The 18,881-nt window shown below is 74.0% G+C and carries 20 protein-coding genes; 10 read left to right on the top strand and 10 right to left on the bottom strand.

Annotation, left to right across the window (positions count from 1 at the left end):
• Window positions 1–59 precede the first annotated feature (59 nt).
• The 5 genes from BU198_RS30100 to BU198_RS30080 all read right to left on the bottom strand — a co-directional run bounded on the left by BU198_RS30100 (window position 60) and on the right by BU198_RS30080 (window position 4,973).
• Window positions 60–944 carry a hypothetical protein gene (locus tag BU198_RS30100; protein WP_188300022.1) on the bottom strand — a complete coding sequence of 295 codons (885 nt, stop codon included), beginning with the start codon at window positions 942–944 and terminating at the stop codon, window positions 60–62.
• A gap of 1 nt (window position 945) precedes the next feature.
• The gene (locus tag BU198_RS30095) at window positions 946–1,230 is read right to left on the bottom strand and encodes an acyl carrier protein (protein WP_188300021.1); all 285 of its coding nucleotides are present in this window, start codon (window positions 1,228–1,230) and stop codon (window positions 946–948) included.
• The gene (locus BU198_RS30090) at window positions 1,227–2,528 is read right to left on the bottom strand and encodes a type III PLP-dependent enzyme (protein ID WP_188300020.1); all 1,302 of its coding nucleotides are present in this window, start codon (window positions 2,526–2,528) and stop codon (window positions 1,227–1,229) included. Before BU198_RS30090 ends, BU198_RS30095 begins: the two co-directional genes overlap by 4 nt.
• Window positions 2,525–3,922 (bottom strand): ATP-grasp domain-containing protein, encoded by a 1,398-nt coding sequence (locus BU198_RS30085; protein ID WP_188300019.1) that lies wholly within the window; start codon window positions 3,920–3,922, stop codon window positions 2,525–2,527. The genes BU198_RS30090 and BU198_RS30085 overlap by 4 nt, the downstream gene beginning before the upstream one ends.
• Before the next feature lie 118 nt (window positions 3,923–4,040).
• Window positions 4,041–4,973 (bottom strand): 3-oxoacyl-ACP synthase III family protein, encoded by a 933-nt coding sequence (locus BU198_RS30080; protein ID WP_188300018.1) that lies wholly within the window; start codon window positions 4,971–4,973, stop codon window positions 4,041–4,043.
• Window positions 4,974–5,086: 113 nt separating this feature from the next.
• On the opposite strand from BU198_RS30080, the gene BU198_RS30075 reads away from it, so the two are divergent.
• From BU198_RS30075 to BU198_RS30050, 6 genes are all read left to right on the top strand, one after another.
• A complete protein-coding gene (locus BU198_RS30075) occupies window positions 5,087–5,545 on the top strand; it encodes a MaoC family dehydratase (RefSeq protein WP_317620377.1) in 459 nt (152 codons plus the stop codon).
• A gap of 94 nt (window positions 5,546–5,639) precedes the next feature.
• Window positions 5,640–6,953: a sensor histidine kinase gene (locus tag BU198_RS30070; protein WP_188300016.1), complete on the top strand. Its 1,314-nt coding sequence runs from the start codon at window positions 5,640–5,642 to the stop codon at window positions 6,951–6,953.
• Window positions 6,917–7,561 (top strand): LuxR C-terminal-related transcriptional regulator, encoded by a 645-nt coding sequence (locus BU198_RS30065; protein ID WP_188300015.1) that lies wholly within the window; start codon window positions 6,917–6,919, stop codon window positions 7,559–7,561. Before BU198_RS30070 ends, BU198_RS30065 begins: the two co-directional genes overlap by 37 nt.
• Window positions 7,562–7,793: 232 nt before the next feature.
• A complete protein-coding gene (locus BU198_RS30060) occupies window positions 7,794–8,177 on the top strand; it encodes a hypothetical protein (protein ID WP_188300014.1) in 384 nt (127 codons plus the stop codon).
• A 32-nt stretch (window positions 8,178–8,209) separates the two neighbouring features.
• Window positions 8,210–9,112, top strand: coding sequence for an ABC transporter ATP-binding protein (locus BU198_RS30055; protein WP_188300013.1), 903 nt, complete (start codon window positions 8,210–8,212; stop codon window positions 9,110–9,112).
• Window positions 9,109–10,758, top strand: a complete 1,650-nt coding sequence (locus BU198_RS30050; protein ID WP_411293250.1) for a hypothetical protein — start codon at window positions 9,109–9,111, stop codon at window positions 10,756–10,758. The genes BU198_RS30055 and BU198_RS30050 overlap by 4 nt, the downstream gene beginning before the upstream one ends.
• A 109-nt stretch (window positions 10,759–10,867) precedes the next feature.
• Here the strand turns inward: BU198_RS30050 and BU198_RS30045 are convergent, their stop codons facing one another.
• The 3 genes from BU198_RS30045 to BU198_RS30035 form a co-directional block, all read right to left on the bottom strand.
• Window positions 10,868–11,449 (bottom strand): TrmH family RNA methyltransferase, encoded by a 582-nt coding sequence (locus tag BU198_RS30045; protein ID WP_188300012.1) that lies wholly within the window; start codon window positions 11,447–11,449, stop codon window positions 10,868–10,870.
• A complete protein-coding gene (locus BU198_RS30040) occupies window positions 11,446–12,090 on the bottom strand; it encodes a class I SAM-dependent methyltransferase (RefSeq protein ID WP_188300011.1) in 645 nt (214 codons plus the stop codon). The genes BU198_RS30045 and BU198_RS30040 overlap by 4 nt, the downstream gene beginning before the upstream one ends.
• Before the next feature lie 198 nt (window positions 12,091–12,288).
• On the bottom strand, window positions 12,289–12,756 hold the full coding sequence (locus BU198_RS30035) for a carboxymuconolactone decarboxylase family protein (protein ID WP_188300010.1): 468 nt from the start codon (window positions 12,754–12,756) through the stop codon (window positions 12,289–12,291).
• A gap of 212 nt (window positions 12,757–12,968) precedes the next feature.
• Between BU198_RS30035 and BU198_RS30030 the strand changes: the two genes are divergently transcribed.
• Window positions 12,969–13,169, top strand: coding sequence for a hypothetical protein (locus tag BU198_RS30030; protein WP_188300009.1), 201 nt, complete (start codon window positions 12,969–12,971; stop codon window positions 13,167–13,169).
• Window positions 13,170–13,182: 13 nt separating this feature from the next.
• Here BU198_RS30030 and BU198_RS43995 read toward each other — a convergent pair whose 3' ends face one another.
• Together BU198_RS43995 and BU198_RS30020 are read right to left on the bottom strand one after the other, a co-directional pair.
• Window positions 13,183–15,867, bottom strand: a complete 2,685-nt coding sequence (locus tag BU198_RS43995; RefSeq protein WP_188300008.1) for a lysylphosphatidylglycerol synthase domain-containing protein — start codon at window positions 15,865–15,867, stop codon at window positions 13,183–13,185.
• A gap of 67 nt (window positions 15,868–15,934) precedes the next feature.
• Window positions 15,935–16,696, bottom strand: coding sequence for an SDR family oxidoreductase (locus BU198_RS30020; protein ID WP_188300007.1), 762 nt, complete (start codon window positions 16,694–16,696; stop codon window positions 15,935–15,937).
• A 163-nt stretch (window positions 16,697–16,859) separates the two neighbouring features.
• Here BU198_RS30020 and BU198_RS30015 point away from each other — a divergent pair, with 163 nt between their 5' ends.
• The 3 genes from BU198_RS30015 to BU198_RS30005 all read left to right on the top strand — a co-directional run bounded on the left by BU198_RS30015 (window position 16,860) and on the right by BU198_RS30005 (window position 18,551).
• Window positions 16,860–17,801, top strand: coding sequence for a helix-turn-helix transcriptional regulator (locus BU198_RS30015; RefSeq protein WP_188300006.1), 942 nt, complete (start codon window positions 16,860–16,862; stop codon window positions 17,799–17,801).
• 38 nt (window positions 17,802–17,839) lie between these two features.
• On the top strand, window positions 17,840–18,106 hold the full coding sequence (locus BU198_RS30010) for a UBP-type zinc finger domain-containing protein (protein ID WP_188300005.1): 267 nt from the start codon (window positions 17,840–17,842) through the stop codon (window positions 18,104–18,106).
• Between the two features lie 172 nt (window positions 18,107–18,278).
• A complete protein-coding gene (locus tag BU198_RS30005) occupies window positions 18,279–18,551 on the top strand; it encodes a hypothetical protein (RefSeq protein WP_188300004.1) in 273 nt (90 codons plus the stop codon).
• Window positions 18,552–18,881: the final 330 nt, after the last annotated feature.

The raw sequence follows: 18,881 nt of genomic DNA, 5'->3' as shown, positions 1-18,881 counted from the left end.
GTCGCGGCGGGCCCGGGCGCGGCACTCCCGCCAGCAGCGTTCGAGGTCGACCGTCGCCGTCATCGGACCCCACCCTCCCGGGCCGGCAGTTCAAGGGTGCAGTGGGCCAGGCGGTCCAGTCCGCGGTCGTGGTCGGCGAGCACCGCCCGCCCGCCCCGAGCCTCCCGCAGCGCCGCCCAGACCCCGGTGCACGGCAGCCCCGGCTCCGCGTCGCGGCGCGGGGCGGCGGACGGCGGGATCCCCGGACCGGCGGCCAGTCCGGTGCCCGCCGCGAACAGGGCGGCCCCGGAGAGGTCCGCGCGCAGCGCGGGCAGCACCTGACCGGCGGGGCCCTGCCCCATCCCGGCGACGGGCGAGGTGCCGCCGTCCCAGGCGAGCAGCAGTGCCACGGCCGAGTCGTGCTCGGCGGCGTACTGGCCGGACGCGGGTCCGGGGTACGGCTGCGAGCTCTGGTCGACGACGACCAGCAGCAGCCGGCTCCAGTCCGAGCGGCGGGCGTACTCGACGGCGATCCGCAGCGCCGTGAACGGGCTCAGCACCCCCTGGTCCGAGACCGCGAAGCAGAGCGGCTCGCCCGGCAGCCGGTGCTGCAGCAGCGACGCGGTGAGCGTGGTGTGCTCGAAGTCCGGTGTCGTGTAGGCGAGTACGGCCACCTGCGGTGCCTCGTCCGGAGCGAGCGGACCGAGCGCGTCGAGGGCCCCCGCGGCCAGCTGGGGCGTCGGCCGCAGCGGGGAGTCCGTGAACCCCTCGGACAGCACCCGCGTCCCGTACAGGTCGGCGATCTGCCGGTGCACCTCCTGGACCGCGGGGCGCGGCGCGGCGCCCGGGCCCCCCTGGTCGGCGGGTCGGTGCCAGCCCGCCCTGAGCAGGCGGGGGACCGTGCCCGCGACCGCGTCGGCGGCGGCGGGCACGGTTCGGGAAAGCGGCGCGGAGGCGCGGAACATGCTACGAGCCCGCCTCGTTGACGACGAAGTCCACCAGGGTGCCCACCGTCGCGAAGTCACCCATGTCCAGGCTCTCCACGTCGAACTGGAGGTCGAGTTCGTCCTCGATGACGATGAGCATCTCCAGGGCGCTGCTGGAGTCCAGGCCGAGGTCGTCGAAGATCCGGGCCTCCTCGCCGACCTCCGCGGTGTCCTGGTTGAGCACCTGGGCCAGGGCCTCGCGCACGGCGGCGAGGCAGGCCGCCCGCTTCTCGGGGGCGGTCACGGTGGCGATGTCGTTGGTCATTGGTTCCTCTCCGGGGTGGGTCCCGCGGCGTCCGCGGGCAGGTGGAGGTGCTGGCGTCCGAGCATCGACTCGGTGTCGTCGCGTTCCCGGACCAGGTGCGGCCGTCCCCCGAGCATCAGGACCTCGGCCGGGTAGCCGTGGCTGAGGAAGTACACCGGGGAGGCGCTCGGCCCGTACGCGCCGGACCGCTCCACGCCCAGCAGGTCGCCGGGGCGCAGCTCGGGCAGCGACACCTTCTTGCCCAGCAGGTCGTTGGGCGTGCACAGCGGTCCGGTGATGTTCCACGGGCCGCTGTCGGGTTCGTCGAGCCGCTGGAGCGCCGTGATGGGGAAGTTGCGCTTGACGAACGAGCCGATGCCGACCGCCGCCATGTGGTGGTTGGTGCCGCCGTCGGCGACCGCGAAGCGCTCGCCCATGGAGCTCTTGGTGTAGCGGACCCGGACCACGTACGTTCCGTGCACCGCGACGAGGTAGCGGCCCAGCTCCATGATCAGCCGGGCGCCGGGGTGCCGGTCGGCGAAGTCGGCGACCAGGGGGTTGAGCAGTTCGCCCAGCACCGCCGGGTCGGGGTCCTGCTCGTTGTCGAAGTAGGCCACCCCCAGGCCCCCGCCGATGTCCACCAGCTCCAGCGGGAAGCCCAGCTTCGCGGACAGCAGCTCGGCCAGTTCGAAGATGCGGCGGGCGTTGTCCGCGACGACGGCGGGGTCCAGGATGCGGGTGCCGAGGTAGACCTGCACGCCGTGCACCCGGACCGCGCCGCAGCGGTCCAGCACCGCCTGCGCGGAGAGCAGCTGCTCCTCGTCGATGCCGAACTGCCGGGGCTTCCCGCCCATGGTCAGGCCCGAGCCCTTGACGGTGAACTCCGGGTTGACCCGCAGCACCACGGGGGCCAGGACACCGCGTTCCAGGGCCAGTTCGTCGATCAGCTCCAGCTCGTCGAGCGACTCGCAGACGATGGCGGCGACGCCCTCGTCCAGGCAGGCGGCGAGCTCCTCACGGCTCTTGCCGGGGCCGAGGAAGAGGATGTCCCGCGGCTGGACGCCGGCCCGGAGCGCGGTGACCAGTTCGGCCATCGAGGACACCTCGGCGCGGGCGCCGGCGGAGTGCAGCAGCGCGCAGACGGAGATGTTCGGGTTGGCCTTGAGGGAGTAGAAGACCTCCAGCGCCGGATGGAGCAGCGACTTCAGCTCCCGGAACCGGTCCGCGATTCCGTCGCCGTCGTAGAGGTACAGCGGGGTGCCGAACTCCTCGGCCAGGGCGGTGATCCCCACGCCCTGCACAGTGAACTCCCGGCTCATTCCGGACTCCCTTCCTCGGTGTGCAGCAGCCCCGCCAGCCGGCGGGACACTTCCTCGTCGAGGACCGCGGCCGCGGCGTCGTCGGCGGCGACCACCACGCCGTACAGACGTCCCTCGAACGGCCCCTCGCCACCCGTCGCGGCGGCGGCGTTGACCGTGGCGAAGTTGTTGACGAACAGGCCGGTGCCGCCGCGCTCCGCCAGCAGCAGTCCGTCGAGCGCGTCCCGCAGCGCGGCGAACGACACCGGCCGGGCCGAGCGCAGCGGGTACTGGCGGGCGACGGCGATGCCGTCCGGTGCCATCAGCCCCTCGGTCAGCACGGCCTGGTAGGTCGACATGTTGTGGCGCGCGTTGATCTCGACCACGGGGTAGAGGCCGCCGTCCGGGTCGACCATGGCGTCGATGCCGACGACACCGAACCAGCCGTCTGCGGCCAGCTTCCCGCCCAGCAGCGCCGCCGCCTCCCGCACCTCGCCGTCCTGCGCGGCGGTGAGCCGGGCCGGCATCCGGTGGCCCTTGTGCACGCCGCGCTCGGTCAGCGCCTCCTTGACGAAGTCGAACCGCACCGAGCCGTCGCGGCTCACGGTGAACTGGTAGTTGAGGTCGGCCTCCTTGGCGACCCACTCCTCCAGCACCAGGGCGAGCCGGTCGCTGCCGGCCCGCGCGGCCTGCCCCGCGGCCATGCGCTGCAGCCGCTCCAGCCGCCGCGGGTCGTCGAGCACCACGATGCCCTTGCCGGACACCCCGTAGGCGTCCTTGACCGCGACCTTGCGGCCCTCGGCCAGGCGTCCGCCGGCCCAGTCCACCGCCGCCGCCAGCTCCGCCGTCGTCTCGCAGGTGCGGCCGGGCGCCTGCCGGAGCCCCAGCTCGTCGGCCAGCCGCCGGCTGTAGACCTTGCTGTTCACGCGCTTGCACAGGGCGGCCTGCGGTGCGGCGAGCCGCAGCGAGGTGCGCGCGGCGAACCGCTCCTCGGCGTCGGACACGCCGTGTGCGACGACCTGGACGCCGAGTGGCGCCAGCTGTTGCCGCAGCGCGTCCAGCAGGACGTCGTCGTCGAGGGCGTCCTCGGTGACCGTGCGCAGCGGGTCCTGCCGGGCCGGAACGTGCACGGTGGGCGTGCTGATGCCGAGCCCGCGCAACTGGTCGAGGTAGTCCGGATCGGGCGCCGCCTTCAGCACGACGTGGTCCCGCTCGCCGCCCAGCAGCAGGGCGAACTCGTCCATCCGGTTCACCACCGCGCTCCCGGCGTGGGAGGCGACCCGGGGCAGTGCGGGCTCGCCCTCGGCCCAGCTGTTCTCGACCTCGAAGTTGCCGAGGAACAGCAGTGGTGTGTCCGCGGAGCCGGTGACCGCCCGCCCGAGTCGGGAGCGGAAGCCGCTGTCGGTCTCGTCCAAGGCTCGACCTTGCCTTTCTTGCGTCGGTGGACGGCTGTCGGTGGACGGCTGTCGGTGCAGGAGGACTGCCGGTGCAGGGGGCTGTCGGTACGGGAGGACCGCCGGCGCCGGAGGGCGCTCAGTGTTCGAGGACCATGGCGGCGAAGGTCGCTCCCAGGCCCACGCTGGTCATCACGTAGCGGTCGCCGGTGGCCAGCAGGCCGTCCCGGGTGGCCTGGTGCAGGTTGACGAAGGGGTCCGCGCAGAAGCAGTGCCCGGTCCGGGCGACCAGGTCGAGGTACACCCGGCTCATCGGAATGCCGAGCATCCGGCACACCGCCGCCCACGAGAGCCGGTTGACGTTGTGCGGCAGCACCAGCGCCACCTCGTCCAGGGTGCATCCGGCCTCGTCCAGGGCGGCGCGCACCACCTCGCACAGCGCCGAGGGGTACAGCGCCTGGAACTCCTTCGCGGCCTCCGGATCCTCCATCAGGAACTGGTCGTGGAACCGGCTGTGGGTGCGGGCCGCGTAGCCGAGCAGGCGGTCGCCGGTGCCGCCCGCGCTCAGCAGCACCGCTGCGGTGGCCTCTCCCATCACGGTGACGCCGGGGATGGACTGCGACTGCCTGGACCCGACCTTCTCGCCGGCCAGGACCAGCGCGAGGGCGTCCGGGTCGCCGTCCGCCGCCAGCAGCGTCCCGGCCATGTCGAGCGCGAGCAGGCCGGACGCGCAGGCGTGCTGGGAGACCACGAAGCCGGTGGCGTGCCGCAGCCCCAGCTCCTCCAGCAGCGGGGCCATCGAGGTGTGCGGGTAGGGCATCGGGGACGGCATCGTCCTGGCCTGCAGCACGTAGCGGACGTCGGACTCCCGGCCGCGCAGCTCCGCGAGGGCCGCCACGGCCTGTCGCAGCAGGTGCGTCTCGGCCTCGCCGGGCTCGCGGCAGATCTCCGCGAGGCCGTAGTACCGCTCGTACTGCCGCAGTTGGCCGTCGGTCAGGCCGACGTCCTGCTGTAGCTGTGCGAGCGGCACTGTCCTGGGGCGGTGGCTGGCAACCGCCGATATCGCCGTCATGGGAACACGTTCCACCGGCCTGCTGACACCTCGCTGATCCCGCGCTGATCCCGCGCTGACCGCTCGCCGCGGGCGCTTGCCACCGGTCGGGACGGCACCTGAGGATGTGCGCCGTGACAGCCTTCCCGAACGTCGAAGAGTTCGCCGCGGCCACGGGCCGGCACCTGGGCCTGAGCGACTGGATCCCGATCACCCAGGACCTGGTCGACCGGTACGCCTCCCTCGTGGGCGACGAGCAGTGGATCCACACCGACCCCGAGCGCGCCGCCGAGGGCCCCTACGGGGGGACGGTCGCCCACGGCTACCTGACGCTGAGTCTGCTGTCCGCCATGACGGACGGCATCCTGACCATCGGCGGGACCCGGCACATCCTCAACGTGGGTCTGGACTCCGTGCGCTTCCAGCGGCCGGTGCGCGTCGGGCGGCGGGTCAGGGCGGGCGCCACGCTGCTGACGGCCAGGCAACTGCCGTCCGGCTGCCTGTTCGGGCTCCGCATGGAGGTCGAGGTGGAGGGCGAGCCCGGTGTCGCCTGTGTGGCCGAAACGCGTTCGCTGGCCGTCCCCTGGCAATAAAGTGGATATTCCTCCCCTGCGGCGGGCGGTGACCGTTCCGAATAATGGAGGGCAGCGCATCAACCAGGGATGCGGAACCCCAGGGGGGCACCCGATGGACACCAGGCAGCAGGGCGTATCGATGACCGGACACACGCCACCACCGGCGCTCCCGAGCGGTGCCGTCACCGGCCTGCGGCGCTCCCTCGTGCTGTTCGGCCTCTCCCTGCGGGCCCTGGTGCTCGGCCTGTGGCTGACGAGCCTGTACATCTTCCTGCCCGCCGGCCTGGGCGTGTCGCTGCTGCCGGGCACCCAGCGCGCCGTCCGCCGACTGGTCGACCGGCAGCGGGAGTTGGCGGCGCAGTGGTCCGGGGTGCCGGTGCCCGCGCGCTATCCGCCGCTCCCGGACACCCGGCAGGGCCAGGCGCTGCACGCCCTCCTCGTCGCGCGGGACAACCAGGTGTGGCGGGACTGGCGGTTCGTCGTCATCGACCCGCTGGTCGGCGGCGTGATCGCGTTCGTTCCGGCGGCACTGCTGCTCAGCAGCGCGTGGGGGCTGGTGACGGCCGTGTTCGGCGCCCAGCTGCCGAGCGACTGGGGCAGCATCTGGTACATGTTCATCCCGGTCGACGGTCCCGTCACCGCGGTGCTCGCCGGACTGCTGGCCATCGTGGTCGCACTGTTCGCGCTGTGGGACGCCCCGCGCACCGCGCCGCGCCACGCCCGCTACCTGTTCCGGATGCTGGCGCCGCGGGCGGACGAGGCGATGGCCGAGCGCATCGAGCACCTGACCACCACGCGCTCCGACGCGATGGACACCCAGATGGCCGAGATCCGCCGCATCGAGCGGGATCTGCACGACGGTGCCCAGGCCCGTCTGGTCGCGATGGGCATGACCCTCAACGCGGCCGAACGACTGCTCAAGACCAACCCGGACGCGGTGGCGGCGCTGCTCGCCGAGGCCCGTGAGTCCTCGACCAAGGCCCTGGACGAACTGCGGGACCTGGTCCGCGGCATCCACCCGCCGGTGCTGGCCGACCGCGGCCTGGGCGACGCGATCCGCTCCCTCGCCCTGCTCTGCCCGCTGTCCACGGAGGTCAGCATCGACCTGACCGGCCGGCCGGAGCCGCCCGTCGAGTCCGCCGCCTACTTCGCCGTCTCGGAGATCCTCACCAACGCCGCCAAGCACTCCGGTGCCGAGCGCGCCTGGATCGACGTCCGGCACGAGGGCGGCATGCTCCGGATCGACATCACCGACGACGGCCGCGGCGGCGCCGACCCGGACCGGGGGACCGGGCTGCGTGGGATCGAACGTCGGCTGGCGGCCTTCGACGGCATCCTGGCCGTCAGCAGCCCGCCGGAAGGACCCACCCTGATCACCATGGAGCTGCCGTGCGCATTGTCCTCGCCGAAGACCACTTCCTCCTGAGGAACGGCCTGGTGCAACTGCTCACCGCCTACGGGCACGAGGTGGTCGAGGCGGTCGACAACGGTCCGATGCTGCTGCGCGCGCTCACCGAGCAGCGCCCGGACGTCGCGGTGGTGGACGTCCGGCTGCCGCCCGGCCTCAGCGACGAGGGACTGCGCGCGGCGGTGGAGGCCCGCACCCGGATTCCCGACCTGCCGGTGCTGCTGCTGTCGCAGTACGTCGAGCCGCTGTACGCCCACGAGCTGCTGGCCACCGGCTCCGCGGGCGTGGGGTACCTGCTCAAGAGCCGGGTCACCAACGGCGACCAGTTCGTCGACGCCGTCGAGCGGGTGGCCGCGGGCGGCACCGCGATGGACCCGGAGGTCATCCAGCAGCTGCTCACCCGCAAGGTCCGCGACGAGCGGCTGACCGCGCTCTCCGCGCGTGAGCGGGAGGTGCTGGAGTGCCTGGCCCAGGGCCGTTCGAACGCGGGTACGGCGGAGGAGCTCTACATCTCGGAGAAGGCGGTGGCCAAGCACATCGGCAACATCTTCGCCAAGCTCGGCCTGCCGCAGTCGGAGACCGACAACCGCCGGGTGCTGGCCGTCCTCGCCTACCTGGACCACTGAGCCCGACGGCGGCGGGCGGCCGTTCCCTCCCGAGGCCCGGACCGGATCGCATCCGGTCCGGGCCCTTCGCGTGGGCGGGGGCTGCCGGTCCCGGGCCGGTGGGTGGGAGGGGAAACTCTGTCCTTGGTCCAACGGGATATCTGCCGAACGGCAGATGGCAGGAGGCCGCGGATCGGTGAGGCTTCGGGTGGGTCCGAGAGACGGGCCCGATTCGAGCCTCCCGGAGGATGCGGTGGTTCAGCGTGCGAAGTCCGGATACGGGGTGGTCGGTCTCGTGGTGGCCGGCCTCGTGGTGCTGGCGGGGTGTGCCGACGCCGCGGACGCGACGCCCGAGGACAAGACCTTCACCTTCGCCGGGCAGCGCCTGGACGTCAGGTCGCACGGTGCTCCGGCCGACCTCGTGGCGGCCGACCGCACGGACGTCAAGGTCACCCGCTGGTTCGACACGAGCGGCAAGATCGGCAGCGCCAAGGAGTCCTGGACGCTCGACGGCGGGGTGCTCGAACTCCGGGCGGGGTGCTCCGGGCTGGCCGACTGCGACACGAAGTACCGGGTCGAGGTGCCCAGGGGCGTCGCGGTGCTGCGGGACGGGCGCGAGACGGAGCTCAGGGGGTGAGGGCGACGAGTCCTGTCGGGGAGGGGGAGTCCATGCTCGAACTGGTGGATGTCACCAAGGTCTACAAGGGCGGCAAGCGGGCCGTCGACGGCGTGACGATGCGGCTCGGGCCGGGGATGGTGGGGCTGCTGGGGCCGAACGGAGCGGGGAAGTCGTCGTTGATGCGGATCGTGTCGACGGTGACCAGGCCCACGGGTGGGCAGGTCCGGTACGAGGGTGTCGACGTGGTGGCCGAACCGGACCGGTTGCGCCGGGAACTCGGTTACCTGCCACAGGACTTCGGGGTCTACCCGAACCTGACCTCGCGGGAGTTCCTGGCCTACCTGGCGGCGGCCAAGGGGCTCGGTGCCCGCTCCGCCAGGGCCAGGATCGACGAGCTGATCCAGCTGGTCAACCTGACCGAGGCGGTCAAGCGCCCGCTCGGCACGTACTCGGGCGGCATGCTCCGGCGGGTCGGCATCGCGCAGGCGCTGCTGGCCGACCCCAGGGTGATCGTGGTCGACGAGCCGACTGCCGGCCTGGACCCGGAGGAGCGGGTGCGCTTCCGCAACCTGCTCAGCGAACTCGCGGCCGAGCGGGTCGTGATGCTGTCGACCCACATCGTCTCCGACGTGGAGTCGGTCGCCTCCGACATCGCGGTGGTCGCCAGGGGCCGGCTGCTGCGCCGGGGCTCGCCCGACGAGCTGCTCCGGGAGATCGACGGGCAGGTGTGGGAGGCCGTGGTCGCCCCGGCGGACCTCCTGGAGGTCCAGGCCCGCCACGTGGTCAGCCGGATGGTTCGGACGGGCAGCGGCGTGCGGCTGCGGGTGATCGCCGCCGGGTGGCCGTGGGCCGACGCGGTCCCGGTGGCGCCCGACCTGGAGGACGCCTACCTGGGCGTCATCCACCGCGCGGGGGAGCGGAGCCGGGCCGAGCGGCGGGCGGTGGGCCGGTGACCGGGGGACTGGAGGTCGGGAGGCTGGCGGTCAGGGGGCTGGCGGTCGGGAGGCTGGCGGTCGGCGACTTCCGGGACCGGGTGCGCCGGCCGGTGTACGCGGTGACGCTGCTCGCCGCGGTCGGTCTCGGCTACCTGGCCGTGCCGAACGCGGACGGCCAGTGGACGATCATGGACGTCGGCGGCAACCGGGGTGTCTACAACAGCGCCTACGTCGGCACGGTCACCGCCCTGGCCGGTGCGCTCTGGCTCACCTTCGGCGGCTTCTACGTGGTCCGCAGCGGCATCGCGCGGGACGAGCGGAGCGGGGTCGGGCAGATCCTCGCCGCGACCCCGCTGCCCACCTACCGCTACCTCCTGGGCAAGTACCTGAGCAACCTGCTGGTGCTCGCCTCGATGGTCGGCGTGCTGGCCGTCACCGCACTGCTGATGCAACTCGCCCGCGGTGAGGACCGCTCGGTCGACCCGGTGGCCCTGGTGGAGCCGTTCCTGCTGTTCTCGCTGCCGCTGGTGGCGCTCACCGCGGCGGCGGCGCTCCTGTTCGAGACGGTGCCGTTGCTGCGGGGCGGCCTGGGGAACGTCGTGTGGTTCGTGGTGGCCCTGGCCGTCTCGATCGGCGGGCAGTCGGCTTCCGCGCCGCTGGACGGTCTCGGCGTGCACGGGGTCGCGCGGTCGCTGGGCGCGGCGCTGGAGGCCCGGCACGGGACGGCCGGCCAGGGGGAGTTCAGCCTCGGGCTGACCAAGGTCGACAGACCGCTGGGCACCTTCCTCTGGGACGGCTTCGACGCGTCCTCCGGGTTCGTCCTCGGCCGGCTGGCCATGGTGCCGGCGGCGTTCGCCGTGGCGCTGCTGCCGGCCCTGTGGTTCGGCAGGTTCGATCCCGCGCGTGGTTCCGGTGGCGCGGCCGCGGCGGCCGCCTCCCCGGTGGTGGATGTGCCGGTGGTGGACGTGCCGGCCGCGGCGGCTGCGCCCGGTCCCGCCGGGACGCGATGGGCGATCGCCCCGGGCGGCCTGCCGCGGACCGAACCGCGGCGGGCCGGAGCGTTCGGCCGGCTGCTCGCGGGCGAGGTCCGCATCCTCCTCCGGGGCATCTCCCCCTGGTGGTGGCTGGTCGCCGCCGGGCTGACCGTGGCCGGGTTCGCGCTGCCGGTGGACGTGGTCACCGGTCTGCTGCTGCCCCTGGTGTGGCTGTGGCCGGTGCTGGTCTGGTCCCGGCTCGGCAGCCGGCAGGTCGAGAACGGCCTGGAGGTGCTGCTCGGCGCGTACCCGTCGGCCCGCCGCCGGCTGCTGGCCGAGTGGGCGTCCGGGCTGGTGCTCAGCGCGGTGACGGGTGTCGCCCCGCTGGTCCGCATGCTGGTGGCGGGTGACGGTGCGGGGACGGCCGGCTGGGTCGGCGGCGCGCTGTTCGTCCCGTCGCTGGCCATGGTGCTCGGCGTGGTGAGCCGCTCCCACCGGCTCTTCCAAGCGGTCTACCTGCCGCTCTGGTGGCTGCTCGTGAACAACGTCGCCGCGCTCGACTTCATGGGTGCCGTCCGCGTGAACGGCAGCCCGGCCGGGCCCGGCCCGCTGCTGGTCGGGGCGCTGTCCGCGGCGATGCTCGCGGTGGTGTTCGTGGCCGGCGCCGCCCGACGGAACGTCAAGGGCTGACCGGAGCCAGGAGTCGGGTGCCGGCGGTCGGGTGCCGGCGGTCGGGCATCAGGAGCCGGGAGCCCGGGTCGTCGGCGGACGGCCCGGGCTCTCCTCGGATGTCGGGGAGTTACTCGTCGTCGCCGAGGTCGCCGAGGTCGCCCGCGAGGTCGCCGTCCGGGGTGCCGCTGATCACGTACCCCTGCCGGCGCGCCTCGTAGCAGGCCACCGTCGCGGCCGCCGAGACGTTCAGCGAGCCGACCCGGCCCAGCTGCGGCACGAACACCACCTGGTCGCAGAGCGCCAGGGCCTCGGGGGTGATCCCGCGGTCCTCGTGCCCGAGCATGAAGGCCACCGCCGGGGTCAGTCCGGCGGCGAACATCGGCACCGCCTCGTCCGCCAGCTCCAGGCCGACGACCTTGAAACCGTCCGCCTTGGCCGCCGCCACCGCCTCGGCGACGGTCGGGAAGTGCTCCACCTTCAGGTACTTGTCGGTACCCATCGCGGCCTTCTGGGCGCCGGACGAGCGCACCGACGGGGTGTCCCCGACCAGGTACAGCTTCTCGGCGCCCATCGCCGCACCGGTGCGGACCACCGAGCCGACGTTGAACGGCGACTGGAGGTTCTCCAGGATCATCGCGAGCCGGAACTCGTTGCTGCGCCGCCACGAGCGGTGCAGACGCTTCAGTTCGGTCCCGCGCAGTTGCTTCACGTCGTCGTACCTCGTCCACTCTCGGAGCCCTCGCCCGCCTCGGGGCGGGGCCGCGCTTCCAGAATCCGGAACCCGTTGACCGACGTGACCCGGGTGGTCGGGTAGCCCTGCTCGTTCAGCCACGCCTGGAGCGAGTCCGATCCCAGGTGCTTCTGCACGACCAGGAACGCCGAACCGTCCGGGGTCAGCCGGCCGAGCCAGTGCGTGAGCAGTCGGCGCAGCGCGGCCTTGCCGATCCGGATCGGCGGGTTGGAGTAGATCGTGGCGAAGCGGACGTCCGCGGGGACGTTGTCGGGCAGGGCGGCCTGCACGTTGCCCAGCCCCAGCGCCTCGGCGTTCAGCCGGACCAGCTCCAGGGCGCGCTCGTTGACGTCCACCCCCCAGACCGGGAGGCGACGGCGGCGGCTGGCCCAGGTCAGCGCGATCGGTCCGTAGCCGCAGCCGATGTCCAGGATCGGGCCGCGCACCCGCGGCGGCGGGGCGTGCTCCAGCAGGATCCGGGTGCCCGGGTCGAGCCGGCTCCGGGAGAACACCCCGGTGTCGGTGGTCAGTTCCAGGGTGAGGTCCGGCAGGGAGACCGTGATCGGCCGGCGTTCGCTGGCGACCTCGGGTGCACCGGTGAAGTAGTGCGAGCCGGACATGATTTCCCCGTCGTTCGTATGGGCCTCGGGGCCACCGGGTGGGTGTGGGTTAGCCCTTTGTACGGCACCGATCGTACCCCCGGTGGCCCGGACGGCGTTCCGGGCGGCGTTCCGGACGGAGTGCCCGGCGGCGCTCCCACGGGTGCTCCGGCGGGTGCTCCGGACCGGTCGGAGCGTCCGGTCCGCCCGGTTCTCCGGTCACGCGGTGCCGGGGCTCTTGCGGGTGGCCACGTTGATGCGGTTCCAGGCGTTGATGGTGAAGCAGACCGAGATCAGCTGTGCCAGCTCGGCCTCCGCGAAGTGCGCGGCGGCCCGGGCGTACACGGCGTCCGAGACGCCGCCGCCGATCCGGGTGACCTCCTCGGCCAGCGCCAGGGCAGCCCGCTCGCGCTCGCTGTACACGTCGGCCGGGGCCTCCTGCCAGACCGGCAGCAGGTACATCCGCTCGTCGGTCTCGCCGGCCTTGCGGGCGTCCCTGGCGTGCATGTCCAGGCAGTACGCGCAGCCGTTCAGCTGGGAGGTGCGCATCTGGACCAGCTCGACCAGAGCCGGGTCCAGGCCCTCGCGGGCGGCGGCGTCCAGGGCGATCATCGCGCGGAACGCCTTGGGGGCGGTGCGGGCGTAGTCGAGACGGGCGGGGGTTCCGGTGATCTCGTTCGTCGTCATGGCTACGACCCTAGGAGCGGAATGCACCCGGCCACTGGGTCATTCAGGGGCCTGTTCTGCGGGTCAATCGAGCCACGCGGCCGGGGCGGGACGGGGGTGCGGGCAACACGCCGGACCGGGCCCGGCACGTCGCGTCCGGGCTCCGGGCGGCGGATACTGCCAATACCGCCAGCCGGGCCCGTGAAGGCCTCCGAACAGTGAGGACGGATGCCATGCCGCAGGAACAGCACGAGGAATACCTGATCGAGGAGAGCGCCGAGACCGTCGAGTCCGACGAGAAGGCGCCCGAGGGCGACACCTACGACGAGGTGGCCGAACGCCGGGCCGTCGGCGCGGACCCGGCGACCAACGTCGCGGACGTCGTGGAACAGACCCGGCCGGTCCGCAACGACGAGGACGAGTACCGGGAGTAGGAGCCCCCGCCGGTCACAGGGCCCGGCGGCGTTGCAGCCAGGCCATGGCCGCCCAGCCCGGCAGCACCGGCAGGATCAGCGTCAGCAGGCGGTACAGCGCCACCGCGGCCACCGCGCCGCCCTGCTCCATCGACGCGGTCTGCCCGAGCAGGGTGATGAGCATCCCGTCCACCGCGCCGGCCCCGCCCGGGGTCGGCGCCGCGCTGCCCACGGCGTTGCCCACCAGGAACACCACCGCGACCGAGGCGAAGGAGGGCTCCCGGCCGATCGCCCGGACACAGCAGTACAGGCAGGCGATCAGGCAGATGGACACCAGCAGCTGCCCGGCCACCCCCACCGCCAGCCGGGTCGGGTTGCGCAGCAGGTCCAGCAGCCGTGGCAGCACCTCCGCCGTCAGCGGCCGCAGCCGTGTCGCCAGCCACCGCCGGGCCACCGGGATCGCCGACACCAGCGCCAGCAGTGCCGCCGCCCCCGCCAGCCCGCCGACCACCGCGGGCAGCGCGTCCAGCTCGGAGCCGCCCGGCGTGAAGTCCAGCAGGTAGACGAAGGCCCCCAGTTGCAGCAGGTGCAGCACCAGCCCGATCAGGTTCCCCACGCCGACGCTGGACAGCGCCTGCGCGGTGGGGATCCCGGCCCGCTGCAACAGCCTGGTGTTCAGCGCGATCCCGCCGACGCCACCCGGTGACACCAGCTTCACGAACGACCCGGCCACCTGCGCCAGCACCGCGTTGCGGAAGTCCAGCCGCTCCGGTACGAAGCCGACGAAGCCCATCGCCGCCGCGACGTGGCTCGACGCCGCCGCGACCAGTGCGAGCAGTAGCCACCACGGATCGGCGTCCGCCAGGGTGGAGATCGGGTTGTCCTCCGCCGCGAACAGCTGCGGGATCAGCAGCCACCCGGCCACCACCCCGCCGACGACGACCAGCAGCGTCCGCGGCCGCATCCGCTCCAGCCGCACCGGGCGGCCCACCACCTGGGGGCGGGCGCGCAGGACCTCCGTGCGGATCTCGTCGAGCAGGCCGCCCGGGGTGGGGGCGCCGCCGTCGGGTTCCGGCACAGCGGTCGTACCGGTCTTACCGGTCTTACTGGTCGCAGGGGCTGCGGTGGCGGCCGGGGCGGCCGGGGCGGGGGCGCGCTTCGCGTGCTGCTTGAGGGCGCGGCAGGTGGTGTGGGCGAGGGCGATGGGCTGGAGCAGCGGGAGGGCGGCGCCGACGGGGTCGGGGCCGAGGACGGCGACGGCGGTGCGGACCGAGCGGGCGGCGCCGGCCCGGAGGGCGAGGGTGGTGAGCAGCTGGGCGAGGTCGCATCGCAGGACGAGTTCGGTGGCGGCGATGTCCCCGTCGGCGAAGCCGACCAGGTGCACCGCGCCCGAGTCGTCGATCAGCAGCGAGGAGGGGACGAGCGCGCGGTGGGCGATCTCGCGGCGCTGGAGCAGCGAGAGCTGCCGCCACGCGTCGGTGAGCAGCTCGTCGGTGATCTCCTCGTCGGCGAGTTCGTCCAGGTTGCGTCCGGCCAGCCGCTCGTACGCGATGAGGGCGGTGTCCTGGCCGAGGCCGGCGGTGGCGGCGATGTGCCGGGTGCGGACGCCGGCCGCGAGGGCCGCGTAGGTGACCAGGGCCTCGTGTTCCAGCCCGGTGCGCGGGGAGCGCAGGACGCGCGGGTCGGGGGCGGTGTGCAGGCGCAGCCGGCGCCAGGCGCGCTGGACGGCGGCGGCGGTGACGGCCTGCCGGTCGAGGAGCTGGACGTCGAGGTCGGGGCGGCCGTCGGCCTGCCGGACCCGGTAGCGGTCGGGGGCGGCCGGCTGGGCCTCGACCGGGCGCAGTCCGCAGTCGCGCAGGGTGCGCAGGACCTCGCCGGGCCGGGGCCGCGGGTCGGGGGTGCCGACCGCGTACAGGGTGCCGTGGGCGCCGGTCCAGCCGATCAGCAGCCCGAGCAGGAGCGCCGTGGGGGTGGCGTACCCGCCGGCCAGTCCGGCGAGGCCGTACAGGGCGAGGACGCTCCAGGGCAGGCGGTGTTCCCGGCTGCCGGAGGCCGTCATGAAGGCGAGGACGGGTGCGAGGTAGCCGTAGACGGGCTCGGTGTGTCCGAGCACGTCGCCGGGCAGCGGCTGGGTGAGCGAGGTGAGCAGCGAGACCGGGGCGAGGCCGTCGGCCCACAGGTCCAGGCCGAGCGTGGCGCCGTACGCGAGGACGGCGGCGAGCAGCCCGTCGGAGACCTGCTGGAGGGCGCGCCGCCGGTCGGGGCCCAGCATCCGGCGGATCGCGAGGCCGACCGGCAACAGCAGTACGGCGGCGGTGGTGAGCCCGCCGGCCAGGCTCGCCAGCGGGCGCGGCACCAGCCCGGCTGCCTCGGCGACGTCGGCGGCGATGCCGCTGGTGGTCGCGCGGGCGTAGTCGGCGAGCAGCAGGGTGAGGGCGATGGCGAACAGGCCGCCGAGCAGCCGGATCAGCGCGACCGGCTGCCGGACCCGGTCGGTGGCGGGCAGCGGGCGGGCCCGGAACCGGCCGGGGCCGCTCTGCTCGGGTATCCGGGCGACGGCGGCCGTTCCGCCGTCGCCCCGCACGCCGCCGTCGGTGTCACCGGCCCGCCCGACGCCGTCGTCCTCCCGCGTCCCCGTGCCGCGTTCCCGCTGCCCGGGCGCACCGGTGGGGTCGCTCCCGCCGGTGTCGCCGTTCGTTCTCCCCGTCACGATCGCCACGGATGGCATGCTCCCATGCCACCGGTGGCCGCGGAGCGGGGATTCGGCAGTGCCCGCGGGACGGGGCTCAGGCTTGCCGCGTCGGCAGGACGACCAGGTGGCGCAGGTTGACGTGCCGGGGGCGGCTGACGGTGTACGCGATGAGGTCGGCGACGTCCTCCGCTCCGAGCGCCGGGATGGCGTCGAACATGCCGCCGAGCTGTTCGCGCAGCACCGGGTTGTCGATGTGCCCGCCGAGTTCGGTGTCGGTCAGTCCGGGCTCGATCGCGCTGACCCGGACGTCGCGCGGGCCGAGCTCGCTGCGCAGGGCGGCGGACAGCTGGGTCAGCGCGGCCTTGGTGGCGCCGTACACCGCGTAGTCGGGGAAGACCACGTGCGAGGCGATCGAGGAGACGTTGACCAGGTCGGCGGTACGGCCGTCGGCGGCGGCCGCGGTGAGGTCGGCGCTGAAGGCGCGGACGATCCGCAGTGCGCCGGTGAGGTTGGTGTCCACCATGCGGGTCCACTCGTCGATCCGGCCGTCGGCGAGGGGGTTGGGCAGCATCACCCCGGCGTTGTTGACCACGAGGTCGACCGGGCCGTAGGCGTCGTGGACGGTCTTCGCGGCGGCGTCCACCGAGGCCTGGTCGGTGATGTCGGCGGTGACGGCGAGCGCCTGCCCGCCCGCGGCGGCGATCCCCGCGGCGAGGGCGTCCAGCCGCTCGGCGCGACGGGCGAGCAGGGCGACCCGGGCGCCGGAGGCGGCGAGCAGCCGGGCGGTGGCGGCGCCCATGCCGCTGGCGGCTCCGGTGACGACGGCGGTGCGGGCGGCGAGGGACGGGTGGGTCATCGGGGGCTCCGGGGGGTTCGGTGGGGTGGCACCGACCACTGTGCTCGGGCCGCGACCGGCTACCCAGGGCTCCGCGTTTCCCGGGAACGCCCTACCTGGGACGGCCTTTCCCGGGTGCGGCAGTACCACCCTCGGGCAGCCGTCCGGGGCTACCCTGCCGGGCATGGAGAACACCCTGGGGGACTTCCTCCGTTCACGCCGGGCCCGGATCCTGCCGGAGGAGGTGGGCCTGCCCGCGCACGGCCGCCGCCGGGTGCAGGGCCTGCGCCGGGAGGAGGTGGCGCAGCTCGCGGGCGTCAGCGTGGACTACTACGTCCGGCTGGAGCAGGGCCGGGGCGGCAGCGCCTCGGACGCCGTGCTGGACGCGGTGGCCCGGGTGCTGCGGCTGGACGGGGTGGAGGCCGCGCACCTGCGCTCGCTGGTCCGTCCGCCCAGGGCTTCGGCGTCCGCGCCGGCCTCCGCCGCCCAGGGACGGGGGCGCGGACGGGGGCGGCAGCCGGTCCGCCCGGGGACGCGGCTGCTGCTGGACCTGATGACCGAGGTGCCCGCCTTCGTGCTGGGCCGCCGGATGGACGTGCTGGCCTGGAACGCGCTGGGCGACGCGGTGAACGGTTTCTTCGCGCGTTCCGCCGCCGGCCCGGACGGCGTGCCCAACCAGGCCAGGAACGCCTTCCTCGACCCGGCGGCCAGGGAGTACTACCGGCAGTGGGACGCGGTCGCCGCCGAGACCGTCTCCTTCCTGCGCCGGGACGCCGGACTGCACCCGGACGATCCGGCGCTGGGTGCCCTGGTGGGGGAACTGTCGCTGCGCAGTGACGAGTTCGTCCGGCTCTGGGCGGACCACCTGGTGCGGGAGAAGACCCACGGGGTCAAGCTGGTGAACCACCCGCTGGTCGGCGAACTCGACTTCGGCTACGAGACCCTGGGGGTCAACGGCTCGCCGGACCAGCTGCTGGTCGTCTACACCGCCCCGGCGGGCTCGCCCACCGCCCAGAAGCTGGCCCTGCTGGCGAGTTGGACGGCACCGGGGGCGGATGGGGGGCCGTCGGACGTGGGGCGGGCGGAGGCCGGCGGGGCGGAGGCGACGAGGTCGGAGGCGTCCTGAGCAGGCGCTCCGCGCCGGGGCGGCATAGCCTTTCAGGCATGAGCGCCTGCGAAGACCTCGCTCTGGCCCCTCAGGACATCGAGCCCCGGCCGCCCGCCGACGGCTGCGCCGACTGCCTGGCGCAGGGCCGCCGGGACTGGGTGCACCTGCGGATCTGCCTGGACTGCGGCCACATCGGCTGCTGTGACTTCTCGCCGCAGCGGCACGCCACCGCGCACTTCCACAACACCTCCCACCCGGTGATCCGTTCGTACGAGCAGGGGGAGGACTGGCGCTGGTGCTTCGTCCACGAGGTCATGGGCTGAGGCGAGTCCGGAGCCGGGGTGCGCCCGGGTCGGGGGGTGAGCCCGGAGACGGGGTGAGCCGCCTCCCTGCGGTGGCGCGGGCCCGAAACCCGGATAAAATCCGGACATAACGCCCGTGCGGCCCCTCCGGCCGGCATCCGTCCGGCCGGTGGCCGACGAAGGGAGGCCGACGATGACCAAGCACGTTCCCGGCGGTGCCGCCAAGCTCCGCCAGGGTGCCCAGGAACTGCTGGAACGCCGGGGCATGGCGAGCCCGCCCGCCCGGCTCGCGCCGACGCCGGGTGCCGGGGCGGCGTCCCGTGCCGCCGCCGGGTACGGCGCCGACGAGGCGTTCCGGCACGGCGGAAGGGACGCGCCGGGCACGACGATGCACGCCGCCCCGGCGATGCACGCCGAGCTCAAGGGGCACCGGCACCGCGGCGCGGAGAAGCACTCCGCCCACTGAGCCGCGCCGCTGCGCCGGTCCGCGGGTCAAGGGTCAAGGGGCAGGGGGCAGGGATGGGCGCCGGACGGCCGTGGGCGCCCGCCCCTGACGCGTGATCAGGGATCTTCTCGGGGAGGGCTCGGGGGCGTTTGGGGGGAGTTCCCGGATGCCGCGGACCGGCGTCCTGCCGAAGACTCTCCCCCATCAGAGCCACCGCCGGCCGGGCGGGCCGCCGGCCGTGGCGGCCCGGTGCTCGCCGGGCGGGCCACCGTTGGGGAGACTCCGCATGAACACCCGTACCCGCACCGCCCGTTGGCCCGCCCTGGCGGCGGCCGGCGCGCTGCTCGCCGC

The sequence above is a fragment of the Streptomyces sp. CBMA156 genome, from assembly GCF_014596515.1.
Classification (GTDB): domain Bacteria; phylum Actinomycetota; class Actinomycetes; order Streptomycetales; family Streptomycetaceae; genus Kitasatospora.
Note: the sequence above shows the minus strand (reverse complement) of the source record. Positions and strands in the feature narration are given on the sequence as shown.

What these genes read in the sequence shown, in the direction of transcription:
- BU198_RS30100 (WP_188300022.1), bottom strand. Translation starts at nt 944, where the DNA reads ATGTTCCGCGCCTCCGCGCCGCTTTCCCGAACCGTGCCCGCCGCCGCC.
- BU198_RS30095 (WP_188300021.1), bottom strand. Translation starts at nt 1,230, where the DNA reads ATGACCAACGACATCGCCACCGTGACCGCCCCCGAGAAGCGGGCGGCC.
- BU198_RS30090 (WP_188300020.1), bottom strand. Translation starts at nt 2,528, where the DNA reads ATGAGCCGGGAGTTCACTGTGCAGGGCGTGGGGATCACCGCCCTGGCC.
- BU198_RS30080 (WP_188300018.1), bottom strand. Translation starts at nt 4,973, where the DNA reads ATGACGGCGATATCGGCGGTTGCCAGCCACCGCCCCAGGACAGTGCCG.
- BU198_RS30070 (WP_188300016.1), top strand. Translation starts at nt 5,640, where the DNA reads ATGGACACCAGGCAGCAGGGCGTATCGATGACCGGACACACGCCACCA.
- BU198_RS30055 (WP_188300013.1), top strand. Translation starts at nt 8,210, where the DNA reads ATGCTCGAACTGGTGGATGTCACCAAGGTCTACAAGGGCGGCAAGCGG.
- BU198_RS30040 (WP_188300011.1), bottom strand. Translation starts at nt 12,090, where the DNA reads ATGTCCGGCTCGCACTACTTCACCGGTGCACCCGAGGTCGCCAGCGAA.
- BU198_RS30035 (WP_188300010.1), bottom strand. Translation starts at nt 12,756, where the DNA reads ATGACGACGAACGAGATCACCGGAACCCCCGCCCGTCTCGACTACGCC.
- BU198_RS30030 (WP_188300009.1), top strand. Translation starts at nt 12,969, where the DNA reads ATGCCGCAGGAACAGCACGAGGAATACCTGATCGAGGAGAGCGCCGAG.
- BU198_RS30020 (WP_188300007.1), bottom strand. Translation starts at nt 16,696, where the DNA reads ATGACCCACCCGTCCCTCGCCGCCCGCACCGCCGTCGTCACCGGAGCC.
- BU198_RS30015 (WP_188300006.1), top strand. Translation starts at nt 16,860, where the DNA reads ATGGAGAACACCCTGGGGGACTTCCTCCGTTCACGCCGGGCCCGGATC.
- BU198_RS30010 (WP_188300005.1), top strand. Translation starts at nt 17,840, where the DNA reads ATGAGCGCCTGCGAAGACCTCGCTCTGGCCCCTCAGGACATCGAGCCC.
- BU198_RS30005 (WP_188300004.1), top strand. Translation starts at nt 18,279, where the DNA reads ATGACCAAGCACGTTCCCGGCGGTGCCGCCAAGCTCCGCCAGGGTGCC.